16 protein-coding genes are annotated in these 19090 nt (G+C 61.4%); all 16 read left to right on the top strand.

Annotation, left to right across the window (positions count from 1 at the left end):
* The first annotated feature begins 10 nt into the window (after positions 1–10).
* Positions 11–535, top strand: coding sequence for a PAAR domain-containing protein (locus GTQ41_RS27665; protein WP_047297306.1), 525 nt, complete (start codon positions 11–13; stop codon positions 533–535).
* Positions 536–547: 12 nt separating this feature from the next.
* Positions 548–1477 (top strand): DUF6402 family protein, encoded by a 930-nt coding sequence (locus GTQ41_RS27660; RefSeq protein WP_047297305.1) that lies wholly within the window; start codon positions 548–550, stop codon positions 1475–1477.
* 52 nt (positions 1478–1529) lie between these two features.
* A complete protein-coding gene (locus GTQ41_RS27655; RefSeq protein WP_047297304.1) occupies positions 1530–1943 on the top strand; it encodes a hypothetical protein in 414 nt (137 codons plus the stop codon).
* Positions 1944–1950: 7 nt separating this feature from the next.
* Complete coding sequence (locus tag GTQ41_RS27650) at positions 1951–2373, top strand: hypothetical protein (RefSeq protein WP_047297303.1); 423 nt, start codon at positions 1951–1953, stop codon at positions 2371–2373.
* Between the two features lie 69 nt (positions 2374–2442).
* Entirely contained in the window at positions 2443–4230 is a 1788-nt protein-coding gene (gene tssF / locus GTQ41_RS27645; protein WP_047297302.1) for a type VI secretion system baseplate subunit TssF, read from the top strand.
* The gene (tssG, locus tag GTQ41_RS27640; RefSeq protein WP_041071592.1) at positions 4194–5201 is read left to right on the top strand and encodes a type VI secretion system baseplate subunit TssG; all 1008 of its coding nucleotides are present in this window, start codon (positions 4194–4196) and stop codon (positions 5199–5201) included. Before tssF ends, tssG begins: the two co-directional genes overlap by 37 nt.
* An 11-nt stretch (positions 5202–5212) precedes the next feature.
* Positions 5213–7870, top strand: coding sequence for a type VI secretion system ATPase TssH (gene tssH, locus GTQ41_RS27635; protein WP_047297301.1), 2658 nt, complete (start codon positions 5213–5215; stop codon positions 7868–7870).
* 10 nt (positions 7871–7880) lie between these two features.
* On the top strand, positions 7881–9401 hold the full coding sequence (locus GTQ41_RS27630) for a sigma-54-dependent Fis family transcriptional regulator (protein ID WP_047297300.1): 1521 nt from the start codon (positions 7881–7883) through the stop codon (positions 9399–9401).
* A gap of 333 nt (positions 9402–9734) precedes the next feature.
* Entirely contained in the window at positions 9735–9875 is a 141-nt protein-coding gene (locus GTQ41_RS27625) for a hypothetical protein (protein WP_003229566.1), read from the top strand.
* Positions 9876–9893: 18 nt separating this feature from the next.
* Positions 9894–11087: a type VI secretion system-associated FHA domain protein TagH gene (gene tagH, locus GTQ41_RS27620; RefSeq protein ID WP_047297299.1), complete on the top strand. Its 1194-nt coding sequence runs from the start codon at positions 9894–9896 to the stop codon at positions 11085–11087.
* A gap of 5 nt (positions 11088–11092) precedes the next feature.
* Positions 11093–11593, top strand: coding sequence for a type VI secretion system lipoprotein TssJ (tssJ, locus tag GTQ41_RS27615; protein ID WP_007962325.1), 501 nt, complete (start codon positions 11093–11095; stop codon positions 11591–11593).
* A 2-nt stretch (positions 11594–11595) separates the two neighbouring features.
* The gene (tssK, locus tag GTQ41_RS27610) at positions 11596–12927 is read left to right on the top strand and encodes a type VI secretion system baseplate subunit TssK (RefSeq protein ID WP_217325394.1); all 1332 of its coding nucleotides are present in this window, start codon (positions 11596–11598) and stop codon (positions 12925–12927) included.
* Between the two features lie 5 nt (positions 12928–12932).
* Positions 12933–13808 (top strand): type IVB secretion system protein IcmH/DotU, encoded by an 876-nt coding sequence (gene icmH, locus GTQ41_RS27605; RefSeq protein ID WP_047297298.1) that lies wholly within the window; start codon positions 12933–12935, stop codon positions 13806–13808.
* A gap of 13 nt (positions 13809–13821) precedes the next feature.
* The gene (gene tssM, locus GTQ41_RS27600) at positions 13822–17361 is read left to right on the top strand and encodes a type VI secretion system membrane subunit TssM (protein ID WP_047297297.1); all 3540 of its coding nucleotides are present in this window, start codon (positions 13822–13824) and stop codon (positions 17359–17361) included.
* The gene (locus GTQ41_RS27595; protein ID WP_047297296.1) at positions 17361–18089 is read left to right on the top strand and encodes a PP2C family serine/threonine-protein phosphatase; all 729 of its coding nucleotides are present in this window, start codon (positions 17361–17363) and stop codon (positions 18087–18089) included. The genes tssM and GTQ41_RS27595 overlap by 1 nt, the downstream gene beginning before the upstream one ends.
* Complete coding sequence (locus tag GTQ41_RS27590; protein ID WP_047297295.1) at positions 18086–19087, top strand: serine/threonine-protein kinase; 1002 nt, start codon at positions 18086–18088, stop codon at positions 19085–19087. Before GTQ41_RS27595 ends, GTQ41_RS27590 begins: the two co-directional genes overlap by 4 nt.
* The last annotated feature ends 3 nt before the right edge of the window (positions 19088–19090 follow it).

Below are 19090 nucleotides of genomic sequence, written 5' to 3'. Positions count from 1 at the left end.
GAGATTCCCGATGTCTGGCAAACCCGCAGCACGCGTATCCGACCCCACCGCTTGCCCACTTCCAGGCCACGGTACCAACCCGATCGCCGCCGGTTCCGGCGACGTGTTCTTCGACGGCCTCGCGGCCGCCCGCCAGGGCGATGCCTCCGCGTGTGGTGGTGCGTTGGTCGGCGATCTGGCGACCACGGTTTTGATCAATGGCAAACCGGCCGCCACGGTTGATTCGGTGGGAGCCCATGGCAACAAGGTCACGGCGGGTTCCGGGACGGTGATTATCGGTAATTCGCATTCGCCGGCGCCGTTTGTGCCGCCGTTACCGGTGGAGATCAAATGGCCGTTTAACGAGCACTACGTCATCAATTGTCAGGACTCCGGGAAGCCACTGGCGGGAGTGGCATACAGTTTCAAAACCGCCTCGGGGAAAGTTATCAGTGGCGTCACAGGAGCCGACGGGAAGACGCAAAAAATCTCGTCCTCTGTAGCGGAGTCCTATGAGTTGATTATTGAACAGCAATCTGAAGTCGTAATTGGATAAAAGGATTTTGTTATGGCGGATACGAAAATAGCATCAAGTCTGACGCCGGCCAGTAACCAAACTGGTAAGTCTGCAGCTGTCCGTCAATTCAAAATCACAGATATACCTGATGCCATGGATAAGATGAAGTGGCCAGTTGCTGCGAAGCTGATGCGCCATTGGTTTGATGGCAAACCATGGCCAACTGCCGATGGTGCCATGAGTAAAGAGGTTAAAGACCATATTGCTCTTGCTGACATCGCCTACGTAAATGACACCATCGTAAAAATGGCCTGGTTGGAAAAGTTTGAACCTGCGAAAGCTGTCATTGAAGAGCTTAAATCAGCCTGGGATAATCCTGCAGGTCGCAATAATATAAGCAAGAAGATTAAAGATAAGTATCTTGGCTCGGCGCCGGGTGTCTATCCTTTTAAGTTTGCGAGCGCCAGGAAGGTTGAAGAGTTTGGATACAGCAATAATCGAGCAGTTAAATTCGGTCTAATAGAGAAGACTGATGAATTGCGAGCTGCGCTGGCAAACTTTAACGTCCGCGTATTTCCAGAAGGAAAGCTGGTTATTTCCGTAGACAGCATTCAACTGTTTGTAGAGCGAATTGGGTTTTACGCTGAGGATGCGTATGACTTCAATGACGCACCGGATGACAATTTCAGTCAGCCATTGGGGTTCTGGAACTTCGATGGTATAGCCAACCCGGCCTATGCGGCCACTGCAAATGCCGGTGCGGCGCAGATGAAGTCAAACATCGCTTCAAACCCCTATATCAGTGCAGAAGACTCTCAGGCGATGTTTCGGGAAATAGAAAGCTCGCGTTATTTCTATATTACGAATTCTCATTTTGTAAAATATCGAACGGAATTTAAAAAAGGCGGTGATTTCCAGGTTTTGTCTGATATCAAATATCAGAATGTTCCCGTGACAGTTATTAATGTTTGGAATAAATGATGCGAATTTTTTGCTCATATACAATCGCTGTCGAAGTGGGTGTGGCGAAAGAATGACTACGCTTAAAAAGAAATGGCTAGTGGCTATCAGTTTGCTCTTGGCGTTGATTGCATTGATCGTTTATTGCGTAAGCGCAATGCTAGGGTATCCTGCAAGTACAACTACAGTTAGCCCCTCGGGTCGCTACACAATTGAGAATGTGCGTGTCGGCAGGATCTTCATGCTTGGCGGTATGGCGTATTTAAGAGTTGTCGACTCAAAAGAGCCAGGAAAGGTATATCGAACCCCGTTGTATGATACTCAGTCATTGGATATGCGCACGTTCGAAGATGAAACTGAAGTTGGAATTACTTGGATCGCCTTCGAAAAGAAAGATAAGGCTTTTATAATCTCCATGCCGCAATGGGAAGAAAGCTGGCTGAATATTTTCATCAGTAATACACCCTACGAGATTCTGGAAAATTGATAGCAGTATGAACAGCTACGTTCGTCTCGCCCTATGCCTATTAATCCACGCTCTCGGATGCGTGGCGTATGCATTTTTGAATGACGCGGTTGTGCATGCTTACAGGCTTTTTAACGGCGGATTTACCTCCCATGGTGTCGCCATCGGCATTGCGAGTTACGCACTGTTTTACATTTTTCTGGGCGTCAACCTGATCGTTGCGCTGATTCCAGGTCTGGTCGCCAAGCTGGCCATCCTTTTTCTGATGGTGTGCTTCATCCTGCTCTGGATGCTACCCGACAACCCGTTAAGAGCCCTGTTTTACGGCGTAGCTCAAGGCTGCGTCACGTTGCTGGCGATCCTCACCACTCAAGTCATCGAGTTGCGTTGGGCTTTGCGAAACATCGCAGGTCGCATTCAGCCAAGTCAGCCTGCAGGTGCAATCCAATGACCAGGTCGGACATCGAGCGTAATCCGCAGGACAGTTATTCCATGAGTTCCACTACCAGGCAGGTAACCCGTGTCCTTTAACCACTACTACCAAAGCGAACTCACCGCACTGCGCCAACTCGGTCGCCGTTTCGCCGAGCGTAGTCCGGCGTTGGCGCCATTCCTGGGCCAGGCCGGGCGGGATCCGGATGTGGAGCGGTTGCTGGAAGGTTTTGCGTTCCTCACCGGGCGTCTGCGGCAGAAACTCGATGACGAGCTGCCGGAGCTCAGCCACTCGCTGATGCAGTTGTTGTGGCCGAACTACATGCGTCCGCTGCCGGCGTTCAGCATTCTGCAGTTCGATCCGTTGAAACGTTCTGGCCCGGCACTGGTGGTCGAGCGCGATACGCCGATTGAAAGCAAGCCGATCGAAGACGTGCGTTGCCGCTTCCGCACCTGCTATCCGACTGAAGTCCTGCCGCTAAATCTGGCCGCGCTGAATTACTCGGTAAAGGGCGACGGGTCGCTGCTCAGCCTGCGTCTGGAAATGAGCGCCGACGGCCACCTCGGTGAGCTGGAACTGAGCAAGCTGCGCCTGCACTTTGCCGGCGAACGCTACATCAGCCAGATGCTCTACCTGAGCCTGCTGCGCAACCTGGAAGGCATCGAACTGATCCCGCTCGACGGTGCCGGCAAGCCGATCGATGGCGTGTCCGGCAAGCCGATGGCGTTCAAGATTCCCGGTGACCGGGTCAAGCCGGTCGGCTTTGCCGAAGAAGAAGCGTTGATCCCGTATCCGCTGAACACCTTCCGTGGCTATCGCTACCTGCAGGAATACTTCGCCTTCCAGGACAAGTTCCTGTTCGTCGACGTCAACGGTCTGGACATCCTCAAGGCGCTGCCGGAAGACACGCTCAAGCAGATGCGCGGCCTGGAATTGCGTTTCGATATCCGCAAGAGCGGGATCATGCGCATGCGGCCGACCCTGGATAACGTGAAGCTGTTCTGCACGCCGATTGCCAACCTGTTCGCCCACGATGCGCTGCCGATCCGCCTCGATGGCAAACAGGATGAATACCTGCTGCTGCCGGCGGAATACGATCTGGAAAACTGCGGCGTGTTCTCGGTGGAAACCGTGACCGGCTGGAAGCCCGGCGGCCTCGGTTATCAGGAGTACGTGCCGTTCGAGTCGTTCGAGCACGACCCGAGTTTCGACGTGCCCAACAGCCGTCCGCATTACAGCATCCGCCAGCGTTCATCCTTGCTGCATGACGGCCTCGACACCTACCTGAGCTTCGGCATCCGCCACACCGAAGCCCACGAAACCCTGTCGATCGAGTTGATGTGCACCAACCAGAACCTGCCGCGCAAGCTCAAGCTTGGCGACATCTGCATGGCTTGCGAAGAGACCCCGGAGTTCCTCAGTTTCCGCAACATCACCCCGGCCACGTCGAGCTTTGCGCCGCCGCTGAACCGTGACTTCCTGTGGAAGCTGATCAGCAACATGTCGCTCAACTATCTGTCGCTGGCCGACGTCAACGCGTTGAAGGTGATTCTCGAAACCTACGACCTGCCGCGCTACTACGACCAGCACGCGGAGAAGGTCAGCAAACGCCTGCTCGGCGGCCTCAAGCACATCAAGCACCACCACGTCGACCGGCTGCACCGTGGCTTGCCGGTGCGCGGTCTGCGCACCGAACTGACCATCGACCCGGAAGGGTATATCGGCGAAGGCGACCTGTTCGTTTTCGCCTCGGTTCTTAACGAGTTTTTCGCGCTTTACGCCAGTCTCAATTCGTACCACGAGCTGCGGGTAAAAAGCACACAGGGAGAGGTGTACCAATGGACACCACGTATGGGCCTGCAGCCCCTGCTTTAAGCGGGCTGACCAAGGTAATACGCGAGTACTCGCTGTTTCAGGCCGTGCTGCTGGTGATCGACCGGCTGCGCGAAGCACACCCGTACCTGAGCGAAGACGATCTGTACGACCAGGTGGAGTTTCAGGCCAACCCGAGCCTGGGCTTTCCGCGCAGCGACGTCGATCGCGTGGAGTTTTTCGAAGAGCACGGGCAGATGCGCGCACGCATGCGTTTCAACCTGATCGGGCTGGTCGGCTCGGGTTCGCCGCTGCCGGCGTTCTACGGCGAGCAAGCGCTGGGCGACAGCGAGGACGGCAACCCGACGCGCAATTTCCTCGACCTGTTCCACCATCGCCTGCAACGGCTGATGCTGCCGATCTGGCGCAAGTACCGCTATCGCGCCAGCTTCCAGAGCGGTGCGATCGACCCGTTCTCGTCGCAGCTGTTTGCGCTGATCGGTCTGGGTGGCGACGAGATCCGCAAGGCCAAGGAACTGAACTGGAAGCGCCTGTTGCCGTACCTCGGCTTGCTCAGCTTGCGCGCGCACTCCGCGGCGCTGATCGAAGCGGTGTTGCGTTACTACTTCAAGCACGAAGACCTGGTCATCGAGCAGTGCATCGAGCGCCGCGTGGAAATTCTCGACGAGCAGCGCAACCGCCTCGGCCGCGCCAACAGCCTGCTCGGTGAAGACCTGGTGCTGGGCGAGCGGGTGCGCGACCGCAGCGGCAAATTCCGCATTCACATCACCGAACTCGACTGGGAGCGATTCCACGAATTCCTGCCGATCGGTTTCGGTTACCAGCCGCTGTGCGCGCTGGTGCGGTTCACCTTGCGTGACCCGCTCGATTACGACATTCGCCTGGTGTTGCGCCCGGAAGAAATCCGCGAACTGCGCATTGGTGAGAAGAACGACTGTCGCCTGGGATGGACCAGTTGGCTGGGCTGCGAAAAAGCAGACGGCGTGGTCACCCTGGGCAGCAAAATTCATTAAGGACGTGAGCCATGATCAACGTAGACCTGCAACAACTCATCCAGGCGCTGGACGCCGAAACCCGTCGTGATCTGGAGCGTTCGGCCGAACGTTGCGTGGCCCGTGGCGGCAGCAAGATCCTCGTCGAAGACCTGCTGCTGGGTTTGCTGGAACGTCCGAACGGCTTGCTGTCGCGCGCCTTGCAGGATGCGGATGTCGATGCCGGTGAACTGAGCGCTGCGCTGCAATCTCGCGTTGAACACAGCGCCTCGCGCAACCCGGTGTTCGCCCCGGAACTGGTGCAGTGGCTGCAAGACGCGCTGCTGGTGGCCAACCTCGAACTGGGCCAGACCTCGGTGGAAGACGCCGCGCTGATCCTCGCGCTGCTGCGTAACCCGATGCGCTACGCCGGCAGCCGTTACCAGCCGTTGCTCGCCAAACTTAACATCGATCGCCTGAAGGAATTTGCCCTGTCGCAACAGGAGCAACCGGCCGCCAGCGGCAAGCCGGCGGCGCAGGGCGAATCGCTGCTGCAGCGCTTCACCCACAACCTGACCCAACAGGCCCGCGACGGCAAACTCGACCCGGTGCTGTGCCGCGATGGCGCGATCCGCCAGATGGTCGACATCCTTGCCCGTCGCCGCAAGAACAACCCGATCGTGGTCGGTGAGGCCGGGGTCGGTAAAACCGCCATCGTCGAAGGCCTGGCCTCGCGCATCGCGGCCGGTGAAGTGCCGCAGGTGCTCAAGGGCGTCGAGCTGCTGTCGCTGGACATGGGCTTGCTGCAGGCCGGCGCCAGCGTCAAAGGTGAATTCGAGCGGCGTCTCAAAGGCGTGATCGACGAAGTCAAAGCCTCGCCGAAACCGATCATCCTGTTCATCGACGAAGCCCACACCCTGATCGGCGCGGGCGGTAATGCCGGCGGATCCGACGCGGCCAACCTGCTGAAACCGGCGCTGGCCCGTGGCGAACTGCGCACCATCGCCGCCACCACCTGGGCCGAGTACAAGAAATACTTCGAGAAGGACCCGGCGCTGGCCCGGCGTTTCCAGCCGGTGCAGTTGCACGAGCCGACCGTCAGCGAAGCGGTGACCATCCTCCGTGGTCTGGCGCAGGTCTACGAGAAGAGCCACGGCATCTACCTGCGCGATGACGCGGTGGTCTCGGCGGCGGAATTGTCGGCGCGTTATCTGGCCGGTCGGCAGTTGCCGGACAAAGCGGTCGACGTCCTCGACACCGCCTGCGCTCGCGTGCGCATCAGCCTTGCCGCTGCCCCGGAAAGCCTCGAGCGCCTGCGTGGCGAACTGGCCGAAGGTGGTCGTCAGCGTCAGGCCCTGCGTCGCGATGCCGAGGCCGGTCTGCTGATCGACCACGAAGCGCTGGATGCACTGGAAGCGCGACTGGACGAAGCCGAAAACGAAAGGGTCGCGCTCGAAACGCTGTGGATTGAACAGAAACAACTGGCCGAGCGCCTGCTGGAACTGCGCCAGCAACTGGCCAAGGCCCGCGAAGCTGCCGCCGTCGAGCCGACTGTCAGCGTTGAAGAAGACGCCGAAGGCACAGTGATCGAAACCCTCGTGGCCGAAGTCGAGGAAGGCCAGAGCGTTGAGGCGCTGGAAGCCCAGCTCAACGAAACCCACAGCGCCCTGACCGCGGCTCAAGTCAAAGAGCGTCTGGTCAGCTTCGAAGTCTGCCCGCGTCTGGTGGCCGAGGTGATCAGCGCCTGGACTGGCGTGCCGCTGGCGCAACTGGCCCGCGAACACAACGCCAAAGTCGCCAGCTTCGCCACCGACCTGCGCACGCGCATCCGTGGTCAGGAGCAAGCCGTTCACGCGCTGGATCGCTCGATGCGCGCCACTGCCGCCGGTCTGAACAAACCGGATGCGCCGGTCGGCGTGTTCCTGCTGGTCGGCCCGAGCGGCGTCGGCAAGACCGAAACCGCGCTGGCCCTGGCTGACCTGCTGTACGGCGGCGACCGTTTCATCACCACCATCAACATGTCCGAATTCCAGGAGAAGCACACCGTCTCGCGTCTGATCGGTGCGCCACCGGGCTACGTCGGTTACGGCGAGGGCGGCATGCTCACCGAAGCGGTGCGCCAGAAGCCGTACTCGGTGGTGCTGCTCGATGAAGTCGAAAAGGCTGATCCGGACGTGCTCAACCTGTTCTACCAGATCTTCGACAAGGGCGTGGCCAATGACGGCGAAGGTCGCGAGATCGACTTCCGCAACACCCTGATCCTGATGACCTCGAACCTTGGTAGCGACAAGATCAGCGACCTCTGCGAAGACGGCGCTCGTCCGACCGCCGAGCTGCTGGAAGAAACCATTCGCCCGGTACTCAGCAAACACTTCAAACCGGCGCTGCTGGCGCGGATGAAAGTAGTGCCGTACTACCCGGTCGGCGGCCCGGTGCTGCGCGAGCTGATCGAAATCAAACTCGGTCGTCTGGGCGAGCGCCTCAATCGCCGTCAGCTGGATTTCAGCTGGTGTCAGAACCTCGTCGATCACCTGTCCGAGCGCTGCACGCAAAGCGAAAGCGGCGCGCGCCTGATCGACCATCTGCTCGATCAGCATGTGCTGCCGTTGGTAGCTGATCGCTTGCTCGATGCAATGGCCACCGGTGAAAGCCTCAAGCGTGTGCATGCCACGCTCGACGGCAACGCCAGCGTGACGTGCGAGTTCGCCTGAGGTGGGTGTGATGTTCACTCAAGTGCCGCAGCCACTGGTCTACGCCGAAGCGTTGCTGGCGCAGTTCGCCAGCCTGTCGCGCGCGGCGGACGGTGCCGCGCTGCTGAGTGACTTCGTGCGTGGCCTGGCCGAGCTGAGCGGTTGCGAACTGGCGCAGCTGTACCTGCTCGATGCCACCCACACCTGTCTGGGGATGAACGCCGAGTGCCTCGACGGCGCGCTGCAACCGCGCGCCGCCACCAGCTTGCCGGCGGACTACAACGGTGAGCAGCTGCTGCAGTTTGCCCTGTGCCAGAACCGCGTGGTCTGCCTCGACGACCTGAGCGGCAGTCTGCACGAGACCAGTTTTCTGCCGGCTGCGGCGACACCGTGGCAATCGCTGCTGTGCGTGCCGCTGGTCAATCAGCACAAAGCGGTCGAAGGCTTGTTGCTGTGCGCCAGTCGTCGTCGTGTGGACCTGCAAGGCTTTGCCGATTCGCTCGGTCAGCTCGGCTCGTTCGTGCTCGGTCAATTGCACTTGCTGCAGCGTCTGCGCCAGCCGCTGGCCGAGTCGGCCACGGTGGCGCGCAGTGTGCCGAGCATCAGTGGTTATGGCTTGATCGGCAAAAGCGCCGCCATGCGCCAGACCCATTCGCTGATCAGCAAAGTCCTGCACAGCCCGTACACGGTGCTGTTGCGCGGCGAAACCGGGACCGGCAAGGAAGTCGTGGCCCGGGCGATTCACGATTGCGGCCCGCGTCGCTCTCAGGCATTCATCGTGCAGAACTGCGCGGCCGTCCCGGAAAACCTGCTGGAAAGCGAGCTGTTCGGCTATCGCAAAGGCGCCTTCACCGGCGCTGATCGTGACCGCGCGGGGCTGTTCGATGCAGCCAACGGCGGCACGCTGTTGCTCGATGAGATCGGCGACATGCCGCTGTCGCTGCAAGCGAAGATATTGCGCGTGTTGCAGGAAGGCGAGATCCGCCCGTTGGGTTCCAACGACACGCACAAGATCGACGTGCGCATCATCGCCGCGACGCACCGCGATCTGTCGACACTGGTCAGCGAAGGCAAATTCCGCGAGGACCTGTATTACCGCCTCGCGCAGTTCCCGATCGAGCTGCCGGCCTTGCGTCAGCGCGAAGGCGACATCCTCGAACTGGCTCAGCATTTCGCCGAGAAGACCTGCGCGTATTTGCAGCGCGACCCGGTGCGCTGGTCGAGCGCGGCGCTGGAACACCTGTCCGGCTACACCTTCCCCGGCAACGTGCGCGAACTCAAGGCACTGGTCGAACGCGCGGTGCTGCTGTGCGAGGGCGGCGAGTTGCTGGCCGAGCATTTCTCCCTGCGCATGGAGCCGATGCCCGAAGACCACAGCGGCCTGAACCTGCGCGAACGCCTGGAAAAAGTCGAACGCACGTTGTTGCTCGACTGCCTGCGCAAAAACGACGGCAACCAGACCCTCGCCGCCCGCGAACTGGGCTTGCCGCGCCGCACCCTGCTGTACCGCCTCGGGCGGTTGAATATCAACCTGGGTGACTTCGATGGCTGACCTGAACCTGTCTCTTGCAGTGTGCACAACTCCTGTCTTGAACGGCTTCTCTGTGGCGAGGGGATTCATCCCCGATCGGCTGCGCAGCAGTCGTAATCGAGCAAGCGCGGTTCTCCTGCAAGAACCGGTGATCAGGTCTTGGGGCTGCTTCGCAGCCCATCGGGAGCAAGCTCCCTCGACACAGGTTGCTCATTTGCCACAGAAGGTGCGTGCCTCTCGGTGGTCTGGCTCAAGGCCCCGATGCAGAGCCTTCGAGACCACTCAAAGAATTAATTTCAGCGCCGCCCGCAAGGGTCGGCGCTTTGTGCTTTGTCTACCCCTGGAGACCCTCTGATGTCTGTTCGTCACTGGCACGCTGTCCTGCTGACCCTCGTCGTTCTATGCGGCCTTGGCGGCTGCAGCGGCAATTACAAATTCAACGACAACGACTATCGCCCGTTGGGTGATCCGCAAGCGGTCAATCGCGGCAAGTGACCGCAAGGAGCATCAAACATGGAATTGGTTTTCGAAATGCTGAACACCAAGCAGTTCGTGCCCACCGAGTTGTGCCAGAAGACCTTCAAACAGGCCGGCGGCGTGATCGGGCGGGGCGAGGACTGCGACTGGATCATTCCTGACCGCAAGCGTCATCTGTCCAATCACCACGCGATTGTCAGCTACCGCGAAGGCACGTTTTTCCTCACCGACACCAGCAGCAACGGGGTTCAGGACGGCGGCAGCGGCGCTCGCCTGCACAAGGGCGAACCGGTGCGCATCGAGCACGGCAGCACCTACGTGCTCGGCGACTTCGAGATTCGTGCACGGCTGGTGCGTGACCCGGCGACCTTCGACGGTGAAGTCGGCCGTCCGCGTGCCGCCGGCAGCATCATTCCGGACGACGCCTTCCTCGACCTTGATCCGCTGAACGCGATCGAACAGCAAGAGCGCGTCTATTCGGAAATCGACGAACTGTTGGCGCCGACCGCCAAGCCCGAGGACTCCCGTCAGCGTGCCGACTATGCACGCATCGACATGGAAAGCCTGATGGTGCCCGAGCTGGTCGCCCCGGTTGAACCCGAGCCTGCTCCAGCCCCGAAAGCCGTCGAGCGTCAGAGCGAGGGTTTCTGGGAGCATTTCGGCGCGGCACTGGGCGTGGATCTCAAAGGCCTCGATCACGACGCCCGCGAAGCCCTGGCGCTGAACGCCGCGCGTCTGCTGCGCCAGAGCATCGGCGGTTTGCAGCAGAGCCTGCGCACCCGTTCGGAGCTGAAAAACGAACTGCGTCTGGCCCAGACCACCGTGCAAGGCACCAACAAGAACCCGCTGAAGTTCGCCGTCGATCCGAGCGAAGCGCTGGAGATTCTGTTGCAGCCGCACAAGCCCGGGCACCTGCCGGCCGAGCAGGCGATTTCCCGCGCGTTCCGCGATCTGCAGGCGCATCAGGTGGCCTTGCTCACCGCCAGCCGCGCCGCCGTACGCGGCACCCTCGAGCACTTCTCGCCGGAGCAACTGACCCTGCGTTTCGAGCGCGACAACAAGCCGTTGATCGCCACTTCGGGCGGACGCTGGAGAGCGTTCGGCCGTTACCACCAGGCCCTGCGTCAGGACGATGACTGGAGCGAGCGTCTGCTGGCCCGCGATTTCGCCCAGGCCTACGAAGAACAGATCCGCCTGATTTCTACCCTACACACCGACCACCAAGGATGATGCGCATGTCTCGCCGCTCGACCGCTTTTTTCAAGACGCTGACTGCGCTCACCGTGCTGGTGCTGCTCGCCGGTTGCTCGTCGCTGTCGCCGTACTCGAAAGTCACCAAGATCAATCTGAAGCTGACCGGCAGCGATCAGCTCAACCCGGACCTCAACGGCCGTCCTTCGCCGATCGTCGTGCGCCTGTTCGAACTCAAGCACCCGGTGACCTTCGAGAACGCTGATTTCTTCAGCCTCTACGAGCGCGCCAAGGAATCCCTCAACCCGGATCTGGTGGCCAGCGAAGAACTCGAACTGCGCCCGGGTGAAACCGTGGAAATGAAACTCAGCGTGGAGGAGGGCAGCCGCTACGTCGGCGTTCTCGCTGCGTACCGCGATCTGCCGGAAACCAAGTGGCGCTACACCGTGCAGGTCACCCCGCTGGAATTGACCGAGGCCGATCTGACCCTCGATCAGGCCGGGATCCGCAATACCCATGAAGCGCTCGCCAAGGCGGATGACTGAACATGAATACCCATAAAGTCATTTGGCAGGAAGGCATGCTGCTGCGGCCGCAGCACTTCCAGCACAACGATCGCTATTACGATCACCAGATGAAAACCCGCACCCAGTTGCTGGGTGGTTACACCTGGGGTTTCCTCAATCTGGAGATCGACCTGCAGTTCCTCAACATGGGCAAACTGGTGATCAGTGCCGCCTCGGGGATCCTGCCGGACGGCAGCCTGTTCGAACTCGGCGGCAACACCGAGCCGCTGGCGCTGGACGTGCCGCCGAACACCGGCAACACGCCGATCTATCTGGCGCTGCCATTGGTCACCGGCAACCACATCGAGGCGCGCCGCCCGGAGCAGTCCGACGTGCTCGCGCGTTACACCGCGTACGACGCCGAAGTGGCCGACTCCAACGCCGGCGACGATTCCGCCAGCCAGGTCAGCTGTGGTCGCCCGGATTTCAAACTGTTGCTCGGCGAGCAGCAGAGCGATCAGGCCTACGTGAAGCTGAAGATCTGCGACGTGCTCGACACCACGCCCGACGGCGTGATCAGCCTCGACCCGGATTTCGTGCCGACCTACATTCAGGCTCACGCGTCCAGTTACCTGCTGTCGTGCCTCAAAGAAGTCATCAGCATGCTTAACCACCGGGGCGACACGATTGCCGAGCGGATCCGCTCCAACGGCAAGGTCGTTGGCGCGGAAGTCGGCGACTTCATGATGCTGCAACTGATCAACCGCACCGAGCTGCTGCTGCGCCATTACCTCGGTCTGGAGCAGGTGCATCCGGAAGAGTTGTATCGCACGCTGCTGACCATGCTCGGCGATCTGGCCACCTTCTCCAGCGACAGCAAACGCCCGCGTCTGGACAGCCGCTATTCCCACGCCGATCAGGGCGCGAGCTTCCGCAAACTGATGGAAGCGATTCGTCAGGTGCTGTCGATGGTGCTCGAACAGCACGCCATCGAACTGATCCTGCAGGCGCGTCAGTACGGGATCATCGTGTCGCCGTTGCACGACCACAAACTGCTCGGCTCGGCGTCGTTCGTGCTGGCGGCGAGTGCCAACTGCGACTCCGAAGAACTGCGCCATCGCTTGCCGGCGCACCTCAAGGTCGGCCCGGTGGAGCGTATCCGCCAACTGGTCAACCTGCACCTGCCGGGGATCAAGGTCAAACCGTTGCCGGTGGCCCCGCGGCAGATCGCGTTCCACTCGAACAAAACCTACTTCATCCTCGAACTCAGTTCCGAAGACCTGGCGCAACTCGAGCGCTCCGGCGGCTTCGCGTTCCACGTGTCCGGCGAATTCGCCGAGCTTGAACTGAAATTCTGGGCCATCAGGAACTGACCGACATGATCAAGGAAACGGATTACAACCAGGACGACAAAACCGTCCTGCTCGATCGTCAGGGCCACGGACCGGCAGCCAGTCCGCTGACCGACTTCGCCGCGCCGCCGCGCTTCGAGCAACTGGAAGAACGGATGATCTACGCCGCGCGCCTGCGCCCGGCGGAAGCGTTCAACATCAGCCTCAATTCGCTGGTGGCGGCGTCGTCCGAACTGCTCTCGGAAGTGGTGCGCCTCAAGCACAGCGAAACCCGCGAAGACCTCTACGCGCTCAACGAGCGCCTGACCGCCGGGCTCAAGCTGTTTGAAGTGCGCGCGTTGCACAACGGCGCCGAAAGCAGCCAGGTGATGGCCGCGCGTTACGTGCTCTGTACGGTGGTCGACGAAGCTGTAGTGACCACGCCGTGGGGCAACGAAAGCGAGTGGTCACAGATGAGCCTGCTCAGCAGCTTCCACAACGAGACCTTCGGTGGCGAGAAGTTCTTCCAGCTGCTCGACCGGCTGTCGAAGAACCCGGTCAAACACCTGCCGATGCTCGAGCTGATGTACCTGTGCCTGTCCCTCGGTTTCGAGGGCAAGTACCGCGTACAGGCCCGTGGCATGCTTGAGCTTGAAGGCATCCGCGACGCCCTGTACCGGCAGATCCGTCAGTTGCGTGGCGACGTGCCGCGTGAATTGTCGCCGCACTGGGAAGGCCTCAACGACCAGCGCCGCAACCTGGTGCGCATCGTGCCGGCGTGGATGGTGGTGCTGTTCACGGTGGTCTGTCTGGTGGTGATGTATTCGGGCTTCGCCTGGGTCTTGGGCGAGCAGCGCGACACCGTTCTGCAACCTTATCAGCCGCTTGATCCGGCCGCGGTGCAACCGCAGTCGCAGCCGTAAACAGGGACGTGTGATGAAAAAGTTTTTCAAGAAAGTCGGCGCCTTCCTGCGCCAGACCTGGGTCTGGACTCTGCTGCTGGTGCTGTTCGTGGCGCTGCTGGTGTGGTTCGTCGGCCCGTTGTTGGCGGTGGATGACTACAAGTTCTGGGAGAGCTCGACCTCTCGCTTGCTGACCATCGCCGTGCTGTTCCTGATCTGGGGCCTGACCATGGTCTTCGTCAGCTGGCGCGCGGGCATCCGCAAGAAAGCCATCGAAGAAACCGAAGACGGCCAGGATCGCATCCGTCGTGACGAGCTGATCGAAGAAGAACAGAAAGAGTTGAAGGCGCGCTTCAAGGACGCGCTGAAAACCCTGAAGACCTCGAGCCTGTATCGCGGCCGCAGCGAGCGCTGGCGCAACGATTTGCCGTGGTACCTGCTGATCGGTCCGCAGGCTTCCGGCAAGACCAGTCTGCTGGACTTCTCCGGGCTGGAATTCCCGATCAACAAGATCGACCGCAAGCTGACCCGTGACACCCTCGGCACCCGTCATTGCGACTGGTACTTCGCCGACCACGGCGTGCTGATCGACACCGCCGGACGTTACACCACGCAGCCGGACGCGGAAGTCGACGGCAGTGCCTGGACCACCTTGCTCGAGTTGCTGCGCAAGCGTCGTCGCGGGCGTCCGTTGAACGGTGTGCTGGTGACCATTCCGGTGGAATCCCTGATCGGTGGCAGCGAGCAGGACATCGACACCCTGGCGCGTCAGGTGCGCGGTCGTCTGCAAGACGTCTATCAGAAACTGCACGTCGATGTGCCGGTGTATCTGGTGCTGAGCAAGGCCGACAAGCTGCTCGGTTTCGACGAGTTCTTCGATCAACTGACCCGCGAAGAAAGCGATCAGGTGCTGGGCACCAGTTTCCGCAAGGATCAGGTCGGCACCGACGTCGCGGTCCTGCGCGGCGAGTTCGAAGAGCTGCTGCGGCGCCTGAACAATCAGGTGATCATGCGCATGCACTCGGAACGCGATACCCAGCGCCGTGGCCGCATCCTCGACTTCCCGCATCAACTGGGGCAGATCGGCGAGCGCCTGTGCCTGTTCGTCGACATGGCGTTCACTGGCAACCGCTACCAGCGCGCGTCGCTGCTGCGGGGTTTCTACTTGACCAGTGCGCCGCACCTGACCCAGGAAATGGACGCAACCACCGCCGGCATCGGCGCCAGCCTCGGCATGAGTGCCGGCGTGCTGCCGACCCTGCGCAGTGGCCGTTCGCGCTTCATCCATCATCTGTTCAGCCGGGTGATTTTCCCCGAGTCGGATCTGGCTGGTCTCGACAAGCGCGAGCGCAGCCGCATCCATTGGGGCCAGCGTGCGTTGTACGTTGGCGCACTGGCGGCACTGGCGCTGTTCGGCATGCTCTGGGCCGGTGGTTTCTCGGCCAACTACGAGCGTCTGGAAAACCTGCGCGCGCTGGCGCAGAACTGGACTCAGCAACGTTCGGCGCTGAGCCCGCGTGATGACGCGATGGGCGTGCTGAAAACCCTCGACACCAGCTACGCCGCGACTCAGGTGTTCCCGAAGAAGGGCGACGTCTCGTACCACGAGCGTGGCGGTCTGTATCAGGGCGAAGACGTCAATCCGGTGGTCAAGCAAGCCTACGAGCATGAGCTCGAAGCGCAATTGCTGCCACGGGTCGCGACGATGCTCGAAGGGCAGATTCGCGCCAACATGAAGGACCGCGACAAGCTGCTCAACAGCCTGCGTGCGTACCTGATGCTGAACATGAAAGACCGTCGTGACGCGGCGTGGCTCAAGGACTGGGTCGCCACTGACTGGTCGCAGCGCTACACCGGCAACACTGCGGTGCAGAACGGTCTGAACACTCACCTTGAGCGCCTGCTGAAGCAGCCGTTCATCTACCCGCTGAACGATCAACTGGTGACTCAGGCACGTCAGGTGCTGCGCGCCGAATCGCTGGCCACCGTGGTCTACCGCATGCTCCGCGAGCAGGCGCGCAACCTGCCGGAATACCGTTTCAGCCAGCACCTCGGCCCGCAAGGCTCGCTGTTCATCGGTACCGAATACGTGATCCCGGGGTTCTACACCCAGCAGGGTTATCAGCAGTACTTCTCGGTGCAGGGTTCGGCGCTGGTCACCGACATCCTGCGTGACAACTGGGTGCTGGGCGAAGGCGCGGGCATCAGCGACATGGACTTGCGTCGCCTGATGGTCGAACTGGAGCAGCTGTATTTCCGCGACTACGCCAACTACTGGAGCGAAGCCGTTGGCCAGGTGGCCTTGCCGCCGATCAGCGACGCCGGTGAAGGCGCCGAGCAACTGGCGGGCCTGACGTCGGCCAACTCGCCGGTGCTGGCATTGCTCACTGAAGTGCGCGAGAACACGCGCTTCCCGGCCGCCGCCGATCCGGTGGACGAAGCCGGTGATGCTGCCGATGCACTGGCAGGGCAGAAGGGCAAACTGGGCAAGGTCGGTAAACTGGCCTCGGCGGTTGCCGACAAGGCGTCGGCGATGGCCGTGGCGAAAAGCCTGCCGGACACCGCGAAGAAGTCGCTGCAACGGCGCTTCGAGCCGCTGCACCGTTTGCTCGATGACAACAACGGCCCGGCCGCTGACCTGACCCCGGCCATCAGCGCCCTCAACGACCTGCAACTGCAACTGTCCGGTCTGGCCCGTTCCAGCACGCCGGAACAAGCCGCGTTCGAAATGGCGAAAACCCGCATGAGCGGCCAGCGTGATGCGCTGACCAACCTGCGTGCGGCCTCGGGTCGCCTGCCGCGTCCGCTGAGCGTGTGGTTCAACGTGCTGGCCGAAGACTCGTGGCGCCTGGTGCTCAACGATGCTTACCAATACCTGAACGGCCGTTATCAGAACGAGCTGTACAGCGTGTATGGCAAAACCATCAGCAAGCGTTATCCGTTCAGCGCCAGCAGCACCAGCGACGTGGCGATCAGCGACTTCCGCGAGTTCTTCCGCGCTCAAGGTACGGTCGACCGCTTCTTCGACAGCTACATGCGTCCGTTCGTCAGCGGTGATCCGGGCAACTACCGGATGCGCAGCGTCGACGGTCACAGCCTGCCGGTCTCGAAGATGTATCTCGACCAGATGGCAGCAGCCCTGACCATTCGTCAGAGCTTCTTCTCGATCAACCCGGCCGAGCCGACCGTGCAGTTCAAACTGGAGCCGTACACCCTCGATCCGGCCGTCAGCCGTTCCGAGTTCAAGTTCGGCGACAAGACCATGGAATACCGCCACGGTCCGATCCTGCCGATGACGTTCAAGTGGCCGACCGACGCTGAAGACGGTCGCACCAGCCTGGTGATGGACAAGATGGCGGGGCGTCCGATCGGTATCGAGAAGAACTCCGGCCCATGGTCGCTGTTCCGTCTGTTTGACCTGATGCAGACCGAGTACCTGACCGGTCGCGACGTGCTGGTGCTGAAAGCCGACGTGGGTGGCCTGCGCGCCAACTACCTGCTGACCAGCCAGCGCACGCCGAACCCGTTCGACATGGGCGTGCTGCGCACCTTCCGTATGCCGGTGCAGCTCTGATGCTGGTGGCCAGTCCCTGGCGCAGCGCGGCGCGAACCGACCCGGGCAAGGTGCGGGCGCGCAACGAGGATGCCTTCCTCGACTCGCCACAGCAGGGGCTGTGGGTGGTCGCGGACGGCATGGGCGGTCATCAGGGTGGCGACATCGCCAGCCAGTTGATCGTTGCCAGCCTGGCTGAACTGCCGCAACACGAGGACTTCGACGAACGCCTCAAAGCCATCCGCCAGTGCCTGCACTGGCTGAACCGGCGTTTGGGGCAGGAGTTGACGGTCACCGCCGGGCGCCACGACAGCATCATGGGCAGCACCGTCGTGGCGCTGCTGGTGGAAGGCAATCGCGCGGCCTGCATCTGGGCCGGCGACAGCCGTTGTTACCTGTGGCGTGGGCAGCGGCTGTATCAGCTGTCCAAAGACCATTCGCTGCAACAGCAACTGATCGACGAGCAACAGATGAGCGTCGAACAGGCGGCAGCGCACCCGGCGGCTCAGGCGTTGACCCGAGCCGTCGGTGCGGCCGAACAACTGACCCTGGATGTCCTCGAACTCGAGGTCTATCCGGGCGATGCGTTTTTGTTGTGCAGCGATGGTTTGTATCAGGGCCTGAGCAGCGACGCCCTGGGCAACGCCCTCAGCCTCAGCGCGCCGCATGTGGCGCTGGAACGTCTGTTCGACGGCGCCCTGCGTGGCGCCGCCCGGGACAACCTGACTGCCGTGGTGATCCGCCAATGACTGAAATCGAATCCTCAGTCGATGACTTGCTGATGAGCGAAGAGCAGGCCAGCAACCTGACCTACTTCGCCTTCGCCAAGGCAAACAACGCCGAGCCGTTGCTGGCGCCGACCAAGGCCAGCATCGGTGCATTGCCGGACGTACTCGCCGGCCGCTACCACCTCGAGCGTCTGCTCGGGGCGGGCGGCATGGGCGCTGTTTACCGGGCGCGGGATCTGCTGCACGAGCAGTTCGGCGATCCCGACCCTTACATTGCGCTGAAAATCCTCAGCGAAGAATTTGCCGAATCGCCGGACGCCAGTGCCTTGCTTTACAGCGAGTTCGCCCTGACCCGACGCCTGCGCCACGACAACGTCGTGCGTGCACACACGTTTGAAGTCGACACCGACTGCCAGCGGGCCTTCATCACCATGGAATACATGCGTGGCCTGACCCTGGACAAACTGCTCTGCGAGCGGCCGCTGGGCCTGCCGTGGAAAGAAACGCGCGACATCGCGCTGCCGCTGCTCGACACGCTGGCCTACGCCCACCGTCGCGGCGTGCTGCACGGTGACATGAAACCGAGCAATGTCATGCTCAGCGAAGACGGCCTGCGCCTGTTCGACTTCGGTCTCGGCCAGGCCGCCGAGGGCGTGTTGCCCGGCCTGCCGCACCTGAGCCGCGAGCGGTTCAACGCCTGGACCCCGGGCTACGCCGCCCCCGAACTGCTTGAGGGCCAACCGTTGTCGGCCAGCGCGGACGTGTACGGCGTGGCCTGCGTGATCTATGAACTGGCGAGCGGCAAACACCCGTTCCGCCGCTTGCCCTCGACCCAGGCCCGCGACGAGCACCTGGAGCGCGAGCTGCAAGCCCCGGCGAACTTACCGAAACACGGCTGGCCAGCGCTGCGAACCGCGCTGAGCTTCAATGCGGCAGAACGCACCATCACTGCTGCCCAATTGCGTGACGCCTTGGGCGCCACTTCGTCCTGGCTGCAACGGTTGCGACTTCGGGCGTAACGG

The organism is Pseudomonas sp. AN-B15 (assembly GCF_019056475.1).
GTDB classification, from domain to species: Bacteria; Pseudomonadota; Gammaproteobacteria; order Pseudomonadales; family Pseudomonadaceae; genus Aquipseudomonas; species Aquipseudomonas parakoreensis.
Note: the sequence above shows the minus strand (reverse complement) of the source record. Positions and strands in the feature narration are given on the sequence as shown.